This window comes from Nocardia grenadensis (assembly GCF_050942415.1).
GTDB classification, from domain to species: Bacteria; Actinomycetota; Actinomycetes; order Mycobacteriales; family Mycobacteriaceae; genus Nocardia; species Nocardia grenadensis.
The window spans coordinates 3,711,354-3,732,793 of the sequence record NZ_CP192054.1 but is presented as its reverse complement, the minus strand read 5'-3'; the positions used below and the strand labels follow the sequence as shown (position 1 = coordinate 3,732,793).

Genomic DNA, 21,440 nt, shown 5'->3' with positions numbered 1-21,440 from the left:
CTGATCATCTTGTCCGTATCCACCGATCGGGAGGTTCCGTTATGCGAACCGAAGGAGATGTCTGGGATATCGTCACCGGTGTCGGACTCACCGCACTGGGGGTGGCGACTTTCCGAGCGCTGGAAACCGCTCTGCCGGAGCCGCTGATCCGCGACGAGTACGCGGAGCTGTTCGTGCGCGCCGCCGGTGAGCCGCATTTTCTGGACATACTGGCCGATCCGCCGACCCTTGTGGGCACTCCGCTCGTACCGGGATTCATGGGGCTGCGGACCAAATTCTTCGATGATTTCTTTCTGTCGGCCGCCGCGGACGGAATCGCCCAGATGGTGATATTGGCCGCCGGATTGGACGCGCGCGCGTATCGGCTCGACTGGCCGGCGGGGACAGTGGTCTACGAGATCGACCAACCCGATGTGCTCGAGTTCAAGAACCGGGTGCTGGCCGAACACGGGGCGACCCCGCGCGCCGAACGGCGCCCGGTGGCCGTGGATCTGCGGTCCGACTGGCCGGCAGCGCTGGCGGTGGCCGGAGCGGATCCGGCCGCGGCCACGGCATGGTCTGCCGAAGGGCTGCTGCCGTACCTGCCCGGGGCGGCGCAGGACGCCTTGTTCACGCGTATCGGTGGTCTGAGCCCGGTGGGCAGCCGGGTCGCGGTGGAGAGCATCCCGGACGGGGTGGCGAGCGGTAGTTTCGCCAAGATCGAAACGAAGTACTTGGACAAGAACCCGTTCGGCGGTATCGACCCGGCCGAACTGTTCTACACCGACGACCGAACGGACCCGGAGGAGTGGCTGAGCGGGCACGGCTGGTCGGTGCAGGCCGCGGCACCCGCCGAATTGGCCGCCACCTATGGTCTGGTTCTTCCGGAACTCCCCGAAGAACTCGAACAGCACTGGGAACGACCGCGGTACCTGGCCGCGGTGCGGAATCCGGACCGGGCGACGTAGGCCGGGTCGGCCGGCCGCCCGGGCGGCCGGTGATCACGGGGGCCGCGGTGCACCGCCGTGCACACCCACCGGTTTCGACGCCGCCGGATCGTTCGCCGGGACAGCGGGTTCGTGCACAAGCCGATCGGCCATGGCCGAGGTGATGAACTCGGGAATGGCCGGGGCGAAGATCCGGAGGTAGATATCGATCCACTCGTGGCTGGTGTCGAGGAACAGGAAATCGGTGGCCACCATACGCCGCACGGCGAGCAGGGGGAGTGGTGAATCGAGAGCCGGGAAGTCCGGGTTGTGCAGTCCGGCGACAGTGCAGCCCGGGTAGAACTGCCCGAGCATCAGTCCGTCGTGGACGAAACGGGTCTTCTGATCTCGCTGGACGGCTTCGATACCGCTGTAGTCGGTGAGATCGGGGAAGACCGCGAGGACGGCTTTGAAACGGGCATCGGGCTCTTCGGTGGGTTGCAGAATGGGGAACAGTTCGTAGAGATCGTCGACAATGGCGGCGATACGCTCGATACCGATCCCGGGACCGTCGAAGAACGCCGCCCACAGGAACCGGCGCTCGACGGCGTGGCTCATATACGGACAGACGGGACCGTGGCGGCCGAGATCCGGATGCGGTCGGCACAGATATTCCAGAGTCCATCGCCGGAGTTCGGAGGTGCGGGGGTGCTCGAGGGCGGCACTCACCGGGTCGGGCGCGAACAGGCTGGCAGGTTCGATTCCGGAGCGTCTACCTATGACTCGGTCGGTGGTCATGATTCGGTGTCCTTGCTGGAGTCGGGGCCGGGCGACGAGGTGGTCCGGACGGAGTGGAGGTGCTGGGTGAGGGCGAGCCCGATTGCGCGGAGTGCGTCGGGCGCGGTCATCTGTTCGTGCCGGACGGGGACCCGGTGCTCGGTGATCCGGCCGGTGATGTGGTCGGCCCAGGCGCGAGCCGGGGTGGCGCCGTCGTCCGTCTCCTCCGGGGCGGCGCTGAAATAGATCAGGTCACCGTCGAAGAGCCCGGGCCGGTGGTGCCAGGTCAGATCGACCAGCCGGGTGTAGTCGCGGTGCAGTCGCGTGAGGTGTTCGGCGGTCAGGAGGGTGCCGAGTCCCCCCTGCCGGTGTAGTAGTTCGGCCGCGGCCGCCATGGTGAGTTCGGCGGAGTCCGGGTCGGCGGCACCGGCCTCGGTCAGCATTTCTCCGATGGTGGGTGTGGGCGCGCGGACGCTGTCCGCGGTGACGACGCGGGTGTCCATCATGGCCAGCGTCGCCACCGGCTCGCCGTCCCGGCGCAATCGGGCGGCGATCGCATGGGCGATGGTGCCGCCGAGTGAGTAGCCGAGCAGATGATACGGACCGTGTGGCTGTACCGCCCTGATCTCCCGGACATAGCGGTCCGCGAGCTCGTCCAGGGTGGCGAATTGCGTATCGGGTTCGGTGAGCGCGGGTGATTGCAGCCCGTGGACTGGGCGGTCGGCGTCGAGGTAGCGCACCAGTCCGCTGAACCCCCAGGCCAGACCGATGGCCGGGTGGACACAGAACAGCGGCGGCCAGTGCCCGGTGCCGCGCAGGGGGAGCAGCACCGCCAGCGCGTCCTCGGGTGCCGGTTCGTCGTCACCGAGGTGACGGAACTCGATGTGGTGGGCCAGCGACTGCGGAGTCGGATCGGTGAACACCCAGTGGAGCGGCACCTCGGTGCCGGTCGTCTCACCCAGCCGTGCCGCCAACCTTGCCGCGTCCAGTGAATTGCCACCGAGATCGAAGAAGTTGTCGTCGGCACCGGCCCGTTCCAGTTCGAGGATGCCGGCGAAGGCATCGCACACGGTGACCTCGAGCGGTGTGGACGGCGGCCGGTACACCGCGGACGGCCGGTCGGGTGCGGGGAGTGCCCGGTAGTCCAGTTTGCCGGTGGCGGTGAGCGGTAGCCGGTCGAGGGCGATGACGGCGGACGGGATCATCTGGGTGGGCAGCCGTGTCGCGAGGTGGGTGGTCAGCGCCGGGATATCGGGGGTGGTGCCGGGGGCGGGGACGACGTATCCGACGAGCCTGCCGGTACCGTCACCGCGGTTGTGGACCGTGACGGCGGCCTGGGCGATATCCGTGCCGCTGCGCAGGGCGGCTTCGACCTCACCGGGTTCGACACGATTGCCCGCGACCTCGAGCTGCCGGTCGCTGCGACCCGCGTAGCGGAGCGAGCGGTCGGCGTTCCAGGCGACCAGATCGCCGGTCCGGTACATCCGGGTGCCGGGCGGTCCGTATGGATCCGGGACGAACGCGGCCGCGGTGGTGGCGGGGCGCCGGTGGTAACACCGGGCGAGACCCGGTCCGGACAGGTACAGTTCGCCGACCGCTCCGGGCGGGACAGGACGCAGGCCGCTGTCGAGCACCACGGCGGTGAAACCCCGTACCGGGCCGCCGATGGGGAGCGGGCCGTCCGGCACGGTGCGCAGCGGTGCGGCGGCGCAGCTCATGATTGTGGTCTCGGTGGCGCCGTAGGTGTTGATCACTGTGTGGTCCGTCGTCCATCGGGCCGCCAGCTCGGGTGGACACGTCTCGCCGCCGAGCACCAGGGTCTCGAGCGTGCCGAGTGCGCCCGGATCCAGCGAGGCCAGCACGGTCGGCGTGAGCGCCGCATGGGTGATGTGTCCGGCATCGATCGCCGCGGCCAGTTCGGCGCCGGCGACCACGCGGGCGGGGGCGAGGACGGCGGTGGCTCCGGCGGACGCGGCGCCGAGCCATTCCAGAATGGAGACGTCGAAGCCGGGGGCGGCGGCGCCCAGTAACCGGGACGCGGGGGTGAGACCGAACCGATCCCGTGCTTCGGCGGCCAGATTCGCGATCCCGGCATGGGTGACCACCACGCCTTTCGGGGTGCCGGTGGAGCCCGAGGTGTAGATGAGATAGGCCGGATGCTCCGGGCGGAGCGCGGTCGTGCGCTCGGCATCGGTGATCGCGGCGGGTGCCGCCGCGGCGACGGCCCTCGCGAAGGCCGGGCTGCCAGGGGTGAGCCAGAGGATCGTGTCCGGCAGCCGGTGCCGGACGTCCGCCGAGGCAAGACCGAGGGCGGCGCCGGCATCGGTCAGCGTGCGCGCGAGGCGCTCGTCCGGATCCGCCGGGTCGAGTTGTACGAACGCGGCACCGGTTTTCGCGACCGCCCATACGGCGACGACGGCGTCGACCGACCGCGGCAGCACCAGCGCCACAAAGGACTCCGGCCCGACCCCGGCATCCAGCATTACCCGCGCCCAGCGGTTGGAGAGCTCGTCGAGTTCGCGGTAGGTCAGGTGTACGCCGTCGCCGGCCACCGCGTCGGCGCCGGGTGCCATCGCCGACATCAGCACCTGCGGTAACACCTTCGGCGCCGCACCGGTGCGGCCCCGGACCGGTACCAGGGCGGCCTGCTCGTCGGGCGACAGTAGCCGGAGCCGGGTGACCGGGAGGTCGACACGTTCGGCGACGGCGTCGAGCACCCGCAGGACCCGATCGGCGAGCGTTTCGATCCGCTCCGGGGTGAAGAGTTCGGGCAGGTATTCGAAGCCGAGGCGCAGCCGGGTGCCGTGTTCGACGATCAGCCCGAGTGGATAGTGCGCGGCGTCGCGTCCGTGGATATCCAGGACACGCAGCCCCGCGATATCGGCGGCCTCGGACAAACCGGTCCGATCGATCGGGTAGGACTCGAAGACGGTCACGGTGTCGAAGATCGCGCCGGGGCCCGCCACATTCTGGATTCGCGCCAGCCCGAGGTGATGGTGGTCCAGCAGCGCGGTCTGTTCGTCTCGGATACGCCGGAGCAGCCGGGCCAGGGTGTCCGCGGGGGCGACCCGTACCCGGACCGGCACCGTGTCGACGAACAGCCCGACCATCGATTCGATGCCCGCGAGCTGTGGGGGCCGGCCGGAAACGGTGGCGCCGAACACCACATCCGCACGGCCGGTCTCGGCCGCGAGCACTATGGCCCAGGCGGCCTGGACGATGGTGTTGAGCGTGGTCTCCTGCTGCCGGGCCACTGCGACCAGCGCCGCGGTGCGATCCTCGCTCAAAAGCCGGTGGACCTCGCGCCCGGCGGCCCGCTGCCGGCGTCCGCGGTCGGCGGGTGCCAGCAGCGTCGGCTCGACCGCGCCGTCGAACGCCCGGGCCCACGCGTCGACCGCGGCGTCCCGGTCCTGGTCCCGCAACCAGCTCAGATAGTCGCGGTAGGGGCGTACCGGGGGCGGCAGCAGGGCGGGGTCGCCGTCGCCGACGTAGAGCTGCAGTAGTTCCCGGATGAGCAGGGGCGTCGACCAGCCGTCGATCAGGAGGTGGTGCATGCTCACCAGCAGCCGGTACCGCTGCGGCGCCAGGTCGATCAGCGTCAGCCGCAGCAGCGGTGCGACGGCCGGGTCGAAACCGGCGCGGCGGTCGGCCGCCATGATTCGTTCGAGCTCGGTCGCCGCCGCGTCCCGGCCCGGCAGTCCGATCCGGCCGAACGGGACGTCGACGTGCCGGTGCACCACCTGGACCGGTCTCCCGGCACCGTCACGGTCGAAAGAGGTTCGCAGGTTCGGGTGCCGCCCGAGAAGATCCCGCACGGCGCGCCGGAGCCGGTCCACATCGATGGTGCCGCCGAGTTCGAGGCAGAGCTGCACCACATAGGCGTCGAGGTCGCCGGCCGCCAGCTGGGCGTGGAACAGCAGTCCGGACTGCAGCGGGGTGGGGGGCCAGATATCGTCCAGCCCCGGATGCCGGGCCGTGAGCCGGTCGATCGCGGCCTGGTCCAGGTCGAGCAGATCGATATCCGACGGGGTCGGGCCACCGCTGCCGGGGCGGGCCGCGTGCGTGGCCAGCGCGGTCACCGCGTCGCGCCACAGTTCCATGAGCTCGGTGACCTCGGCCTCGCCGAGAATGCCGGTGGGGTATTCCCAGGCCGCGGTGAGCGCCGGCCCGCCCGGTTCATCGGTGGTGGCCGCGTTGATACCCAGCAGGGCGGCCACGGGTGCTTCCGGATCCTGTGCGCCGCCGGCGGCTCTCGCGCCGGCCGGCATCCACTCGGCCTGCGATATTGCCGCGGGCAGTGTGTCGAACCGGCCGAGATAGTTGAAACTCACCTGCGGGGCAGGCAGCGCGCGCAGCACGCGGGCGGTTTCGGGGTCGAGATAGCGCAGCAATCCGAAGCCGGTTCCGTGGCGGGGCACCTGTCGCAGCTGTTCTTTGACCGATTTGATCGCCGCTCCGGCGGCGGCGCCGGCGGCGAACGCGTCGCCGATATCGATCCCGGACAGGTCGAGTGACACCGGATAGGTGGTGGTGAACCATCCGACAGTGCGGGTGAGGTCGGCCCCGGGGAGCACGGTGTCGTGGCGGCCGTGGCTCTCCAGGGTGAGGAGTGTGCCGGTGCCGGTGACACCGCGACGGTGCCGCCACCGGACGAGGGCCAGCGCGAGTCCGGTCAGGAGCGCGTCGTCCACATTGCCGCGGAATGCCCGGGGGAGCGTGGTGAGCACCTCGTGGGTGACCGCGGGAGACAGCGTGATCTCGGCGGTGGCGACGGTGGCCTGCGTATCCACGGCCGGATCGATCGGCCGGGGGCCGAGCGGCGGATCGTCGGCGTCCAGGACGGACCGCCACCGATCGAGTTCGCTGTGATCACCGGCGGCGGTGCGCAGCGCGTCCGCCCAGCGGCGCATCGAGGTGCCGACGGGTGCCAGGCGCGGCCGCTGTCGGGCCCGGACCTGGGCCCACGCGGCGGCGAGGTCGGGGACGAGGATCTGCCACGACACACCGTCGACCACGAGGTGGTGCGCGACGACGAGCAGCCGGCCCGGCTCGCCGGCCGGATCCAGCCAGACCAGTTGCAGCACCACACCCGCCGCGGGATCGAGACGGTCGGCCGCCGCATCGGCCTCGGCCGCGGCGAGCGCGGCGAACGCGCTGCTGCCGGGGGCCGAGTCCGCCGGCACGTGCCGGATGAGTGCGGCGGCCGATACCGCGGCCGGTTCTACGCGCAGCGCCCACCCCGACGGGTGCGCCGGGTCGGGGTGCAGCCGGGCCCGCAGCATGTCGTGGTGATCGAGTACCGCTTGCACGGTGGCGCCGATACCGGCGGCGTCGATACCGGCCGGCAGGTTCAGCTCGACCCATTGGCAGAAACGGTCGAAGCCGCCGCGTTCGAACATCCAGCCCATGATCGGGGTGAGTGGCACCGGTCCCACGCCCCCGCCCGGTAGTTCCGCCGGACGCGCGGGTGCCGCGGGATCGCTGCCGGGTACCGCGATCCTGGCCAGTCCGGCGACCGTGCGGTGATCGAACACCGCACCCGCCGAGAACACCAGTCCCGCCGCCCGTGCCCGGGTCACCAGCTGGATGGCCATGATGCTGTCCCCGCCGAGCGCGAAGAAAGAATCGTCCGCACCGACCTCGTCGAGTCCGAGTACCTCCTCGAACAGGCGCGCCAGCGTCTGCTCCGCCTCGGTGACCGGGGGCCGGGAGACGGTCCGGGCCGCGGCGAAGTCCGGCGCGGGGAGCGCGGCGCGATCGAGTTTGCCGGTCGCGGTGAGCGGCAGTGCGTCGAGCGCCATCGCATGCGCGGGAACCATATGCGAGGCCAACCGCTCGCCGGCCCCGGCGAGAATCGTGGCGGGATCGATCTCGGCCCCGCGCTCGGGGACCAGATATCCGATCAACCGGTCCCCGGTGGCCGGGTCGCGGTGCACGGCCGCCGCGGCGCGCGCCACACCCGGGCAGGCCCGCAGCGCCGCTTCGACTTCGCCGAGTTCGATGCGGAAACCGCGAATCTTCACCTGCGAATCGGCTCGGCCCACATACTCGAGTGCCAGGCGCCCGTCCGGTTGCCGCGACCAGCGCACCAGATCGCCGGTGCGATACATCCGCCGCCCCGGCCCCGCGAACGGATCGGCGACGAACCGCGCCGCGGTCGTACCCGTCCGGTTGCGGTAGCCGCGGGCCAGGCCCGGACCGGCCAGGTACAACTCGCCCACGATCCCGACCGGTACCGGCCGCAACCAGGTGTCGAGGACGACCTGCCCGACCCCGCGGATCGGTCCACCGATGGTCACCGCCGCATCCGCCGCCAGCGGCGCGGTGGCATCGGTTTCGACCGTGGCCTCCGCGGGACCGTAGGTGTTGACCAGGGTCCGGCCCGGTGCCCATTGCGATACCAGTTCCGGCGAGGGCACCTCGCCGCCCAGCGCGACGGTTTCCAGGCATTCCAGCCCGGCCGGGTCGATCGTTCCCAGCACCGTGGGGGTGAGCGCGGCATGGGTCACGCGCTCTCGGCGCAGGATCCGGGACAGTTCGGCACCGCCGTAGGCGTCGGGCGGCGCGATCACGAGCTGCCCGCCGGACGCGAACGCGCACAACTGTTCCAGGACCGCCGCGTCGAAACTGGGCGAGGCGGCGTGCAGTACCCGGGTGGCCGGCCCGATACCGAAACGCGACTGCTGTTCGGCGACCAGATTGGCCAACCCTCGATGCGAGACCATCACACCCTTCGGCACCCCGGTGGAACCGGACGTGTAGATCACATACGCCACCTGATCGGCCCGCACCGGCAGGGTGCGCTCCGCGTCGGTCACCGGCGCCGCCGCCGTGGCCGCGATCTCCGCGGCCGTCACCGGTTCGTCGAGGACCAGCCAGCGCGCCCGTCCGGGTAGCCTGTCCCGCCACTGCGCCGAGGTGATTCCCACCGTCACACCGGAATCGGCGAGCATGTGGTCGATCCGGCCCGCGGGGTACGCGGGGTCGACCGGAACGAACGCCGCCCCTGATCTGGCCACCGCCCAGATCGCCAGCACCGACTCGACCGACCGCGGCAACCCCACCGCGACACCGGTTTCCGGTCCGGCACCGCGGGCGATCAGGCACCGTGCCAGCCGGTTCGATTCCGCGTCGAGTTCGCGGTAGGTCCACCGCCGATCTCCGCACACCACCGCCACCGCTGCCGGGTCCCGGCCGGCGGCCAGCAGGTCCGGGAGGACCCGCTCGGGCACCGCCGGATCACCCGATACCGACAGCAGCTCCCGGTACTCCGCGGGGAAGAGCGGATCCAGACGGCCCAGCGGCCGATCGGGATCCGCGGCGAAGAGGTCCAGTACGCGCAGTGTCCGGCGCAGTATCGCGGCCGGCGCGTCGCGATCGAAGAGTTCGGGCAGGTATTTGACGCGCAGATGGAGCCGGGTGTCGAGGTGCGCGACCACGCCCAGCGGATAGTGGGCGGCGTCGGTACCGGTCACGTCGGCGACCCGCAGGCCGGCGATATCGGTCTCCGCGGTCAGCCCGCCGCGGTCGACCGGATAGGACTCGAACACCGTCATGGTGTCGAACACCGCCCCCGGCCCGGCCGCGTGTTCGATATCGGTCAGGCCGACGTGGTGGTGATCGAGCAGGGCCGCCTGCTCCGCCTGGATCCGTTCCAGCAGGTGCCCCACGCTCTCGGCGGGGTCGAGACGGACCCGCACCGGCAGAGTGTTGACGAACAACCCGATCATCGATTCGACATCCGGAAGCTGCGGGGAACGCCCGGAGACCGTCGTCCCGAATGTCACATCGTCGCGGGATGCCAGCAGGCCCAGCACGATCGCCCAGGCCCCCTGGAGCACCGTATTGAAAGTGACTCCCCGGGTCTGTGCGAGGCCGGTCAGCCGCACGGTCTGCTCCTCGGTGAGTTCGCCGGTCACATCACGGGATCCGGTGTAGCCGCGCCCGGGGTCCGCGGGAGCCACCAGGGTCGGCTCGTCGGCGCCGTCGAATGCGCGGGCCCAGGCCTCGAGCGCCGCGGCCCGGTCCTGCGCGCCGAGCCATGCCAGGAAGTCCCGGTAGGGCCGTACCGGGGGGAGCACCGCGACGTCACCGTCGGTGGCGTAGAGCACCAGCAACTCGCGCAGGAGCAGCGGGGTGGACCAGCCGTCGAGCAGCAGATGATGCTGGGTGAGTACCAGCCGGTAGCTGTCCGGCCCCGTGGTGACCAGCATCCAGCGCAGCAGTGGGGGGCGCGCCGGGTCGAACCGGGTCGCCCGGTCCGCGGCCGTGAGCAGCTCCCATTCCCGAGCCCGCGCAGCATCGTCCAGCCCGGACAGATCGACCTCCGACCAGGGCGCCGACACACCGCTGTCGACCACCTGAACCGGTCCGATATCGGTGACGAATGCGGTGCGCAGGTTCGCATGGCGGTCGAGCAACAGTTGTCCGGCGCGCCGCAGCCGCTCCCGATCCACCCGCCCCCGCAGCTCGAGGACCAACTGCACCACATACGCGTCCGTCGCTTCCTCGGCGGCCAGCGCGTGGAACAGCAGACCCTCCTGCAACGGGGTCAACGGCCAGATGTCCTGTACCGCCGGGTATCTCTGCTCGAGCCGCTCGATCTCGGACTGTCGCAGCCGGACCAGATCCAGATCCGACGGCGTCCATCCCCCGGTGCCGGGACCCCGGGCGTATGCCGCCAGCGCGGTCAGTATGTCCACCCACGAGTGCGCGACCCGGCGGACCTCCGCGGCATCCAGTACTCCGGCGGGATACGACCAGATCGCCCGCAGGCGCTGCCGGGCCCCGTCGTCGACGATCCGGGCGGTGATATCGAGCGCCGCTGTCACCGGCATATCCGGGTTCAGGGCCCGGGCGAGTTCGGCGCCGGAGAAGTCGCCACCGTCGTCCACCGGCTGCCATGGCTGCGCTTGCCCGCGGGGCCCGGCGATGATGCGGCCGAGATAGTTGAACCCGATCTGCGGCGCGGGCAGGGCGCGCAGTGCCGGCGCGGTGTCCTCGTTCAGGTAGCGCAGCAGCCCGTAGCCGATGCCGTGGTCCGGGAGGGCCCGCAGCTGTTCCTTGACGGCTTTGACCGCCGCCCCGAGCGCCGGTCCACCGGTGCACGCGTCGTCGACGTCGATATCGGAAAGATTCAGTCGCATCGGAAAACTCGTGGTGAACCAGCCGACCGTCCGCGTCAGATCCGCGCCCGGGACGACCTCTTCCTCGCGACCGTGACCCTCGAGGCCGATCACCGTTGTCGCGGACCGGTCACCGGTGGCCGCGCGTTCGCGGCGCCACATCGTCGTCGCCAGCGCCAGCGCGGTCAGCAGACCGTCGGCCACGGTGCCGTGGAACGCGGCGGGCACATCGGTCGCCAGCGCCGCGGTGACCTCGGCCGGAAGCTCCACCTCGACCGTGCGCACCGTATCGGCCACATCGATCGCGGGGTCCAGGTGACGGGACCCGAGCACCGGATCGGGTTCCACGGCCGCGGCCTGCCACCGGCCCAGTTCCGCGGTCCGCTCCGGACGGTGGGCCGCCTCGACGAGTCCGTGTGCCCAGGCGCGCATCGATGTCCCCACCGGGGCGAGATCGGGTGGTTCGCCGGATTCCGCCCGCGCCCAGGCGATCGCGAGATCCGGTACCAGCACCCGCCAGGAGACACCGTCGATCGCCGAATGATGCACCAGCATCAGCATCCGGTCCGGCACCGCGGGGTCCACCGCGTCGAACCAGACCACCTGCACCACGGGGCCCGTACCCGGATCGAGCCGGTTCGCCGCGGCCACGGATTCCGCGGCGGTCACGGTGCGGAAGCCGGGGCTGCCCGGCGCCGCGTCCGTAACCACCCGGTGGATGATCTCGTCGGATCGGATCGCGCCGACCGGCAACGTCTCCCAGGTCCGGCCACCGTCGCCGGCCGGCCGCAACCGGGAGCGCAGCATATCGTGCCGATCGAGGACCGCCTGCACGGTCTCGGCCAGCCGCCGCCGCTCTGTTCCGGCGGGCAGGGCCAGCATCACGGCCTGGGCGATGCGGCCCGACCCCCCGGAGGACGCGTGTTCGGTGAACCAGTGCATCACCGGCGTCAGCGGAATCGGTCCCACGCCCCCGCCCGGTGGTTCCACCGCACCGGACGCGCGTGCGGCCTCGTCGTCGCGGACGGCGACCCGGGCCAGCCCGGCGACCGTCCGGTGGTCGAACACATCACGCGCGGAGAACAGCACGCCCGCTGTGCGGGCCCGCGTCACCAGCATGATCGACATGATGCTGTCGCCGCCGAGCGCGAAGAACGAGTCGTCGAGACCCACGGTGTCGACGCCGAGTACATCGACGAATGCCCCGGCAATGGCGCGTTCGAGCGGTGTCCGCGGCGCCCGGAAGGGCGCACTGTCCGCGCGGACCGGATCCGGCAGCGCTTTTCGGTCCAGTTTGCCCGCCGGTGTGAGCGGAATGTGTTCGAGCACGGTGATGGACGGCGGGATCATATAGGACGGCAGACGATCGCCGAGGAAATCCTGCAGCCGGCCGATATCGATCGAACGGTCCGGCGCGGCCACGACATAGGAGGCCAGTGCCATGGTGCCGGCGGTGCCGCGGTGGCCGACGGTGATGGCGAATCCGACGGATTCGTGCGCGCCCAGGACCGCGTCGATCTCCCCGAGTTCGATACGCAGGCCGCGGATCTTGACCTGGAAATCCGCCCGGCCCAGATACTGGATGGTCCCGTCCGCGGCCCACCGGGCCATATCCCCGGTGCGGTACATCCGCCATCCGGGTTTCCACGGGCAGGCGACGAAGCGTTCGGCGGTCGTGCCCGGCCGGCGATGGTAGCCGCGGGCGAGCAGCGGCCCCGCGACATACAGCTCACCGGTGACACCGCCGGGGACGGGTTGCAGCCGCTGATCCAGAATCCATACCGTGACACCGCGGATCGGCCTACCGATCGTCACCGGCTTGCCCGCCCGCATCGGGGCAGAGCGGGTCGCGGCGACCGTGACCTCGGTGGGTCCGTATTCGTCGAACACCTCGTGGCCGTGGCTCCAGCGCTCGACCAGGTCGGTCCCGTAGCTCTCGCCACCGACCATCAGCGTGCGCAGGTGCGGTAGCGGCCACCGGGTGGCATCGACGGTGGACAGCGCGGAAGGGGTGATGAACACATGGCCGACCCGCTCGCGGTCGAGAAGTTCGCCGAGTGCGTCGCCGCCATTGACATCATCGGGCGCGATAACCATCGTCGCGCCCGCGACCAGGGCCGACAACAGTTCCAGTATCGAGACATCGAAGCTCGGCGAGGACAGGCACAGCACCCGCGAGCCGGGCCCGATGTGCAGGCCCTCATGGTGCTCGGTCGCGCAGCCGGCCAGCCCGCGGTGCCCCACCGCGACGGCTTTCGGCACGCCGGTCGACCCGGAGGTGTAGATGACATAGGCGAGATCGTCCAGACGCAGTGGGCGCACCCGGTCGGCATCGGAGATCGGCCCGGCATCGCCGTCCCCCACCGGGATGTCAGCCGGTGTCAGCCAGTCGATGGTGCCGGGGAGCCGGTCGCGTGCCGAGGCGATCGTCAGACCGAGTACGGCGCCGGAATCGGTGATCATATGGGTGATCCGGGCCGCCGGATAGGCCGGGTCGATCGGCAGGAACGCGGCACCGGACGCGGCCACCGCGCGCACCGCGAGAACGAAATCCGCGGACCGTGGCATGGCCACCGCGACGATGTCACCCGGACCGACACCCCGCCGGATGAGCATCCCGGCCGTTCGGCGGCTGCGGTCGCCCAGTTCCCGATAATCGATGTGGGCACCGTCGAAGACGAGCGCGGTCGCCGCGGGATCCCGGACGGCGCCGGCGGCCAGCAATTCGGCCAGGGTGCGGTGCGCGACACCGGGCGGACCGGAACGCGTGAGCAGATCGGCCTGCTCGGCGGGCCCGAGTACCTCGATCGATCCCACAGGAACCACCGGATCGACCGCCACCGCGTCCAGTATCCGCACCCATCGGCGCACCAGGGATTCCACCGTGCGCGCCTCGAACAGCTCCGTCGAGTAGGTGACGGTCACCGCCAGCCCACCGCCCTCGTCGTCGGCCAGCATCAGTTGCAGATCGAACCGGGACACATCCTCGGGCAGATCGAGCACCGAGACGTCCAGCCCGGGTAGTTGCAGTTCGGCGCGGGCCAGATTCTGGAAGGCCAGCAGCACCTGGAACAGCGGATGCCGCGACTGCGAACGCTCCGGAGCGAGCTCGTCCACCAATTGTTCGAAGGGAACGTCGGCGTTACCGAACGCGGCCAGATCGATCCGCTCGACCCGATCGAGAAAAGCGGTGAACGTCTCGGCGAGATCGACATCCGTGCGCAGGACCACGGTATTGACGAACATTCCGATCACATCGTCGAGGACGGCGGCACCCCGCCCGGCCACCGGCGTCCCGATCGCGATATCGCCGGAACCGCTCGACCGGGCGAGGGTCGCCGCGAGCGCGGCGTGGATCACCATGAACAACGACGAGCTGCGGTCGCGGGCGAACACACGCAGCTTCGCCACCAGATCCGTGCCCAAGCCGAACCGGTGGCTCGCACCCCGGTTGGACCGCACCGCCGGCCGCGGTCGGTCGAATGGCAGGCGCAGCTCTTCCGGTAGATCGGCGAGCGTTTCCGTCCAGTACCGGATCTGCCGGGCGCTCAGCGATCCGGGGTCGCCGGGGTCGCCCAGGACAGCGCGCTGCCACAGGGCGTAGTCGGCGTACTGGACGGGCAGCGGCGGCCACGACGGCGCCTGGCCACGGGTCCGGGCGGCATACGCGATCGTCACATCGCGGGCCAGCGGCGCCATCGAGAAACCGTCCGCGGCGATATGGTGCACCACCACGGCCAGCACGTACTCTGTCTCCGCACCCCCGGTTACGCGGAACAACCGAGTACGCACCGGTACCCGGGCGCTTACGTCGAAGCCTTCGTGGACGAATGCGGTGATCGCGGCGACCACCCGGTCCGGCCCGACCGGTACCGGGCTCAGCTCGGCATCGACGGCGCCGACCGGTTCGACCACCTGGGTCAGTGTTCCGTCCTTTTCGGGATAACGCGTCCGCAGTGATTCGTGTCTGTCCAAGACGTCGGCCATCGCCGCGCGCAGGGCGCCGAGGTCGAGTTCGCCCCGCAGCCGGACCGCGATCGGCATGTTGTAGGCACCGGAAGCGGTGTCGTACTGGTTGAAGAACCACATTCGCTGCTGGGCGGGTGCCAGGGGCACGAGGCCGGGCCGGGGTCCGGCGACCAGCGGCGGGCGTTGCCGCCCCGCACGCATCTGCCCTTCCACGTGGGTGGCCAGCCCGGACACCCGTGGCGCCTCGAAGAGCAATCGCACCGGGATCTCGGCACCCAGTGCGGTCCCGAGCCGGGCGGCGACCCGCGTCGCTGTCAGGCTGTCGCCGCCGAGCGCGAAGAAGGAATCGTCGAGACCGACCGTGCCGAGGCCGAGCACCTCGGCGAAAACTCGTGCGATGGTCCGTTCGACCGGGGTCCCGGGCGGCCGGAACGGCGCGGTGCCGGTGACGACGGGCTCCGGGAGCGCCTTGCGGTCCAGTTTGCCCGCCGGTGTGAGCGGAATATGCTCGAGCACCGTGATCGAGGGCGGGACCATATAGGTCGGTAGCAGGCCGCGCAGGTGTTCGGTCAGGAACGCGATATCGATCGAATGATCGGGTGCGGGTACGACGTAGGAGGCCAGCGCGGCGGTCCCGGAGCCGGTGCGGTGGCCGACGGTGACGGCGAAGGCGACGGACTCACAGGCCGTCAGGGCGGTATCGATCTCGCCGAGTTCGATCCGCACACCCCGGATCTCGACCTGGAAATCCGAGCGACCCAGATACTGGATGGCGCCGTCGGCGGTCCAGCGGACCATATCCCCGGTGCGGTACATTCGCCGACCGGGCTCCCACGGGCAGGCGACGAAGTGCGCGGCGGTCGCGCCCGGTCGATGGTGATAGCCGCGGGCGAGCAGCGCGCCCGCCACGTACAACTCACCGGCCACGCCCACCGGGACGGGTTCCAGCCGCCGGTCCAGTACCCATTCCGTGGCACCACGGATCGGACCGCCGATGGTGATCGGATCGCCCGGCGCCAACGGGGCGCTGTGGTTCGCCATGATCGTGACCTCGGTCGGCCCGTAGGCGTCGAAGAACTCGCGTCCCCCGACAGCCCAGCGCCGCACCAGCTCCGGCGGGCAGGCGTCACCCGCGGCAACGACGACGCGCAGGCAGTCCAGCCCGGCCGGGTCCACCGAGGCCAGTGCCGCCGGGGTCGCCACCGCATGCGTCACCCGCTCACGGCGTATCAGATCGGCGAGCTCCGCGCCGCCGTAGGTACCGGTTTCGGCGATGACCATTGTGGCGCCGGCGCCCACCGCGAGAAGTAATTCCCAGACCGAGGCATCGAAGCTCGGTGAGGCGAGGTGCAGGGTGCGCGAATCTCCGGTGACCGTATTGCGTTCGCGCTGTTCGGCAGCGAGGGCGGACAGCCCGGCATGGGTCACGGTCACGCCTTTCGGCGTGCCGGTGGAACCGGAGGTGTAGATCAGGTAGGCCGGATGCGCGGGCCGCAGCCCGGTGGTCCGGTCGTGGTCGGTGACCGGCCGGGCGTCGCCGGGCGGGTCGTGGGCGCCGGGTAGCAGCCAGTCGACGGTTCCGGGTAGTTTCTCGCGCACCCCGCCGACCGTGAGACCGAGTGTGGTCCCGGAGTCGGCGACCATATGGGCGATCCGGGCAGCCGGATACGACGGATCGATCGGGAGGAACGCGGCGCCCGACTTCGCCACCGCCCACAGGGCGAGCACGGAGTCGGCGGAGCGCGGCATCGCTACGGCGACAACGCTTTCCGGCCCCGCGCCCCGCTCGATGAGTACCCGCGCCCAGTGGTTGGAGCGCTCGTCCAGCTCCCGATAGTCGAGCCGGGTATCGCCGAATACGAGCGCCGGCGCGCCGGGGTCCCGGGCGGCGGCCGCGGCCAGCAGTTCGGCGAAGGTACGGGGAGCCGGGGCGCCGGGACCGGACCGGGTCAGCAATTCCGCGCGTTCGTCGGCATCGAGTATGTCCACCGATCCCACCGCGGCTTCCGGCTCGGCGGTCACCGCTCGCAGTATGCGGATCCATCGGTCGATCAGGGAGTCGACCGTGCTCGGATCGAACAGGTCCGCCGAGTAATCGACCGTGACGGTCGATCCGGCCGGGCCGGTGGCGGATACCGCGACCCGCAGATCCGGCCCGGGTGCATCGGGAAGACCCGTCACCCCGGTATCCGGGTCGCTCGCGTCCGGCCCCACGTGCGGTGGGCGCCCGCACGCCACCATCACCTGGAACAGCGGATGCCGGGCCGGTGAGCGTGGTGGGTGCAGCTCCTCGACCAGCCGCTCGAAGGGGATTTCGGCGTGGTCGAAGGCGGTGGCCTCGACCCGCGAAACGCGGTCGACGAGCCCGGTGAACGATTCACCGGGATCTATCTCGGTCCGCAATACCACCGCATCGGCGAACTCCCGGTCCGCACCGTTCGGTGTGACGGCACCGCGCCGGGCCACCGGGGCGCCGATCGCGATATCACCGGAACCGCTCAACCGGGCGAGCAGCACCGCCGTCGCGGCACGGACCACCGTGGACAACGATGTACCACGGTCCCGTGCGAGTCCTTCGAGCGCGTCGGCCAGGCCCGTGTCCACTGCGGACCGGCGGGTCCCGCGCCGGTCCGACGCCACTGCCGGCCGTGGCCGATCGAACGGTAGCGGCAACTCCTCCGCTAGGTCGGCGAGCGTGGCCTGCCAGAACGCGAGGGTTTCGCGCCGGCGCCGGATCCGGGCGCCGCTGCGGGCGCTGTCGGGGTGGACCTGCCCGAGGCCGGTGTCCGGCCCGGCGGCCGCGAAGGCATCCAGGAACCGCGCGAATCCGGTCCGGTGTGCCGCCAGTTCGGCTTCGGTATAGAGGTCGGGGTTGGCCATGAAGTGCAGGATCGTCCGCGGTGGATCGCCGGTCTGGTAGAGATCGACCAGCAGATCGTCGACCGGGCCGGAACTGAGGATATGGAATTCCCCGGTGACCGGCCCGAACCGTATCTTCTGGGGGAAGAACATGACGTTCACCATCGGGCCGGCGAAAAGGCGCTGGCCGTCGCTTCCGGCGGCGGCGCGGATATCGTAGAGGCCGCAGCGCTGGTGCCGCAGGGCGCCGATCAGGTCGGACTGCACGTGCCGCACCAGGGTCGCCACCGTTTCCCCGTCGCCGAGCTCGATCGGGAACGGTGCGACATTGACGAACACGCCCCCGGAGCGCCGCAGTACGGCGGTGGTGCGCCCCGATACCGGGATATCGACCAGCACGTCGTCCCGGCCGGTCATCCGGGCCAGGTAGCACCCGAAGGCGGCGATCACCACGGCGGCCGGGCTCGCGGCCAGCGCTGTCGCGGACCGGTCTATCCGGGCCACCGTGGCCGGCGCCAGTTCGCCGAGCACGGCCACACTTTCCGCGCACGCGGGCGCGGAACCGGTCGCGAGACTCGATCCCTCCACGGCACCGGCGAGCCGCTCCAGCCAATACGCGCGGTCATCGGTGAACCGCTTCGACTCCCGGTAGCTGCGGTCCGCTTCGTACAGCGTGCGCAGGTCCGCCGCCCGGCACGGCTCCGCCGGCGTGCCATGGTCCGCGGTCCCATCCCGCACGGCCGCGGTGTACAGTGCCGCGACCCGGTTCACCATGGTCATCGCGCCGTAGCCGTCCAGCGCGACATGGTGAACCCGGTTGTACCACAGGTAATGCCTGTCGCCGACCTGTAACAGTGCTCCGGCGAACAAGCGGTCCCGGACGATATCGAGTGGTGCAGTGTATTCGCGGCGCATCCACTGCAGACCCGCCGCCATCGGATCCGGTTCGCCCCGCATATCGAGGACCGGTCCCGTCGACTCCAGATATGGGTCGTACAGCTGCTGCGGTTCGCCGTCGTTCTCGACCAGGCGCATATACCCGGATTGGAATTCGTGTCCGGCTCGAAGCAGACTGCGGCGCAGTAGCTCGATATCGAGGTCGCCGTGTAGTTCTATGTACTGCGCTTCGGATATCGGGACATCCGGGCGCAGCTGCTGCGCGAGCCACAATCCCCGCTGCCCGGCGGACAGGGGAACGGGATTCCCGACCGTAGTCCCGGACCGGGCCGTCCCGTTTCCGCCCGATCCTGGCTCGAAATTGGGGTCCGAGCGGTCCATAGCTCTCCTCCATAAGCGGCCGCCCTCAGTGTAAGCAGAGGTTTTTGCCCGAGTACAGACCGAAATTTCGCTTACCGTCCACGATTCTTTGTCCGAGCCCCGGAATCGGCGGCGAATGCCGTAACCGGATCCAGTCCTTACGGTATCGACCATGTCGAGGTCCCCGTAAAATATCGAACTCCGTCACTCTGCGATAAACACCATCGATGGGATTCATTGCACCTTGTGAACACTTTCGGTGCCGAGAACCGGTAATCGTGAATTAGAGCACGATTTTTCGTAACGGGGCGCCGGGCCGGTTGCCGGGATAACCCTCGGGTGTACTGATCGCGCGGCACATTATTGTTTCTTCACCGGCCGCGCCGGGACGGCACTGCATGAACGCCTTCGTCCGGAGTGTGGGTACGGCACTCGGCAGGCATGGAATCACGGCCGCCGTGCGCGATAATGGAATACGGCCACTGCGCGGCGGTTCACGGTACAGCGCATCCGAAATGCGAAGTCGGTAGCAATTGTCCGACTTCCCGGGTGGCGTTCCGGCGATAGTGACGAGGAGCCCAGAATGGATGCAGTGACGGAGTTCCCGCTCTTCGTAGTGGTCACGCACGCGCTCAACATCCTGTTCGTGACGCTGCTGATCCGCTCCGGTATCGAAGTACTCTCCTCGATGCCGAAGCTGTACTGGAGCGACGGCTGCCCACCGGGACGGGAATGGTTGCGGCTGTCGCGGGACAACTACGGAGCCGCCGACCGGCGCCCGTGGGTATCCCTGGACGAGGAACGCCACTGGCATCCGGTGATCGCGCTGCCCGGCCGCGCCAACCTGGGCCTGGGCCGGCACTGGCATTTCCTCACGGTGCAATTCTGGGTCGTCACCGGAGCGGTGTACATCGTGATGATGTTCGTCTCCGGGTACTGGCGCAATCTGGTGCCCACGCAGTGGAGCATCGTTCCGGAGGCGATCCGCAACGTCGGCACATACCTGCACTTCCAGCTTCCGGAGCAGCTTCCCGGCCAGCCGTTCGATGCCGTTCAGAAGCTGACCTATTTCGCGGTGGTGTTCCTGCTCGCACCGTTGCAGATCGCCTCGGGCGCCGGGATGTCACCGGCCGTGCTCGCGCGATTTCCCCGATACGGACGGTTGTTCGGCGGCAAGCAAGGGGCGCGCAGCATCCATTTCCTCGGGATGTGCGCGTTCTCCGTATTCATCGTGGTGCACGTCGTCATGGTCGCCGTGCACGGTGTTCCCAGTGAGTTCGCGAAGATCTTCCTCGGCTCCGCCGGGGCCGATCCGGTGGTGGCGACCGTGGTCGGCAGCCTGGTGCTCGTCACGGTGGTGCTCGTACACATCGGGGCCACGGTCTTTTCCCGCACGCGGCCGCGGCAGGCGCAGCGGGTACTGGGTGTCGTGGTGCACCGGTTCGAGTATCTGCTGTCGCGGCTGGGCGGCTCCCGGCAACAATACCGCCGCAGCGATATCTCCGAATACCACCGCGTCAACGGCTACCCACCCACCGACGACAATTACCAGGGGCTGGCCGCCGACGGGTTCCGCAGCTACCGTCTGCCGGTCGGGGGGCTGGTCGCCCGCCCGGTGACCCTGTCCTTACCGGAGCTGGCGGGGCTCGGGTTCACCCACCAGATCACCAACCACAACTGCATCCAGGGCTGGAACGGTATCGCCGAATGGGGCGGTGTACCGGTGACCGCACTCATCGATCGTGTCCGGCCCGCCGCGTCGGTGACCCATATGGTGTTCTACGCCATGGACGACAAGGCACTCACCGAAGGCCGCGGTCGCTACGGCTATTTCTACGAAGCCGTCCCCATGTCCATCGTCCGCGCCCCGCAAGCGCTGCTGGCGATGGAAATGAACGGCGCGCCGCTGCCGATCGAACACGGCGCGCCCCTCCGGCTGCGCCTGGAGAACCAGCTCGGCTACAAGATGGTGAAGTGGATCGAGGCGATCGAATTCGTCGACGACATCACCGAGATCGGTATGGGCCAGGGCGGCTACCGTGAAGATCAGCTCTATTACGGCAACACGCCCGGAATCTGACGACCCGGCGAGGAACCACCATGACCGGACCCATAGAGCAAGCCACGCATCCGACCCAGTTGGCCGTGGCCCATATCCGCGCCCGGGTTCTCGGCGGCCGCGGCCGCGGCACCGAACCCGGTGAGCGCGACCGCGCCCAGCGCCATCGCGATATGTTGGGCGCTCTGCCCACACCACTCGAACGTGAACTGGTCGCCCTCACCAGCGAAGTCGTCCGCGCGACGCCGACCGGGCCCATTCTGCCCCAGCTCAGGAAGCGATTCGAACGGGTGTGTGCGGACTGGCGGCCGGCGGGCGGGCCGGCGCCGGAGGTCCGGCTGACACCGGCCTGGACCCCGGCGGCGACGTCGTGGCATACGGATCGAACCACCGGAGGGTGACCGGTCCGGCCACTCGCGAACCTGTCATCCGCACGCGCCGCACTCCGCAGCGATGTGAATAGCCGGTGCCGCGGTGGGTACACGCGAG

General features: G+C 69.9%; 5 protein-coding genes. 3 read left to right on the top strand and 2 right to left on the bottom strand.

Features of this window, described 5'->3' with window-relative positions; all coding sequences use genetic code 11:
* Positions 1-41 precede the first annotated feature (41 nt).
* Positions 42-947: an SAM-dependent methyltransferase gene (locus ACQPYS_RS16995; protein ID WP_433490134.1), complete on the top strand. Its 906-nt coding sequence runs from the start codon at positions 42-44 to the stop codon at positions 945-947.
* A 33-nt stretch (positions 948-980) separates the two neighbouring features.
* On the opposite strand, the gene ACQPYS_RS16990 is transcribed toward ACQPYS_RS16995, so the two are convergent.
* Both ACQPYS_RS16990 and ACQPYS_RS16985 read right to left on the bottom strand, forming a co-directional pair.
* Positions 981-1,703, bottom strand: coding sequence for a DUF6875 domain-containing protein (locus ACQPYS_RS16990; RefSeq protein WP_063034878.1), 723 nt, complete (start codon positions 1,701-1,703; stop codon positions 981-983).
* Positions 1,700-18,913 carry an amino acid adenylation domain-containing protein gene (locus ACQPYS_RS16985; RefSeq protein ID WP_433490133.1) on the bottom strand — a complete coding sequence of 5,738 codons (17,214 nt, stop codon included), beginning with the start codon at positions 18,911-18,913 and terminating at the stop codon, positions 1,700-1,702. The genes ACQPYS_RS16990 and ACQPYS_RS16985 overlap by 4 nt, the downstream gene beginning before the upstream one ends.
* A 562-nt stretch (positions 18,914-19,475) precedes the next feature.
* Between ACQPYS_RS16985 and ACQPYS_RS16980 the strand changes: the two genes are divergently transcribed.
* Together ACQPYS_RS16980 and ACQPYS_RS16975 are read left to right on the top strand one after the other, a co-directional pair.
* Positions 19,476-20,972 (top strand): molybdopterin-dependent oxidoreductase, encoded by a 1,497-nt coding sequence (locus ACQPYS_RS16980; protein ID WP_433490132.1) that lies wholly within the window; start codon positions 19,476-19,478, stop codon positions 20,970-20,972.
* A gap of 20 nt (positions 20,973-20,992) precedes the next feature.
* Positions 20,993-21,352 carry a hypothetical protein gene (locus ACQPYS_RS16975; RefSeq protein WP_433490131.1) on the top strand — a complete coding sequence of 120 codons (360 nt, stop codon included), beginning with the start codon at positions 20,993-20,995 and terminating at the stop codon, positions 21,350-21,352.
* Positions 21,353-21,440 lie beyond the last annotated feature (88 nt).

What these genes read in the sequence shown, in the direction of transcription:
- ACQPYS_RS16980 (WP_433490132.1), top strand. Translation starts at nt 19,476, where the DNA reads ATGGATGCAGTGACGGAGTTCCCGCTCTTCGTAGTGGTCACGCACGCG.
- ACQPYS_RS16990 (WP_063034878.1), bottom strand. Translation starts at nt 1,703, where the DNA reads ATGACCACCGACCGAGTCATAGGTAGACGCTCCGGAATCGAACCTGCC.
- ACQPYS_RS16995 (WP_433490134.1), top strand. Translation starts at nt 42, where the DNA reads ATGCGAACCGAAGGAGATGTCTGGGATATCGTCACCGGTGTCGGACTC.
- ACQPYS_RS16975 (WP_433490131.1), top strand. Translation starts at nt 20,993, where the DNA reads ATGACCGGACCCATAGAGCAAGCCACGCATCCGACCCAGTTGGCCGTG.
- ACQPYS_RS16985 (WP_433490133.1), bottom strand. Translation starts at nt 18,913, where the DNA reads ATGGACCGCTCGGACCCCAATTTCGAGCCAGGATCGGGCGGAAACGGG.